The organism is Glycomyces sp. L485 (assembly GCF_022548875.1).
Lineage (GTDB): Bacteria > Actinomycetota > Actinomycetes > Mycobacteriales > Micromonosporaceae > Glycomyces.
Genome location: NZ_JAKZEW010000151.1, coordinates 1 through 203, shown reverse-complemented (window position 1 = coordinate 203; position 203 = coordinate 1). Strand labels below are relative to the sequence as shown.

At 40.9% G+C, this 203-nt stretch carries 1 protein-coding gene; it reads left to right on the top strand.

Going from position 1 to position 203, the window contains the following annotated elements:
• The coding region (locus L0U85_RS20315) for a transposase (RefSeq protein WP_241379581.1) at positions 1–203 on the top strand (203 nt) is incomplete at both ends.

Below are 203 nucleotides of genomic sequence, written 5' to 3'. Positions count from 1 at the left end.
AGCTTTTACTCGTCGTTTCTCCTCAGTTTAATGCCAATGCTATTCAGGATTATGCATTACGCTGGGAAATTGAAACCTTATTCAGTTGTCTCAAAGGACGCGGGTTTAATCTTGAAAATACGCGCTTGACAGACCCTAGACGAGTGAAAAAATTGATTGCGGTGTTAGCTATAAGCTTCTGTTGGTGTTACTTAACGGGTGAA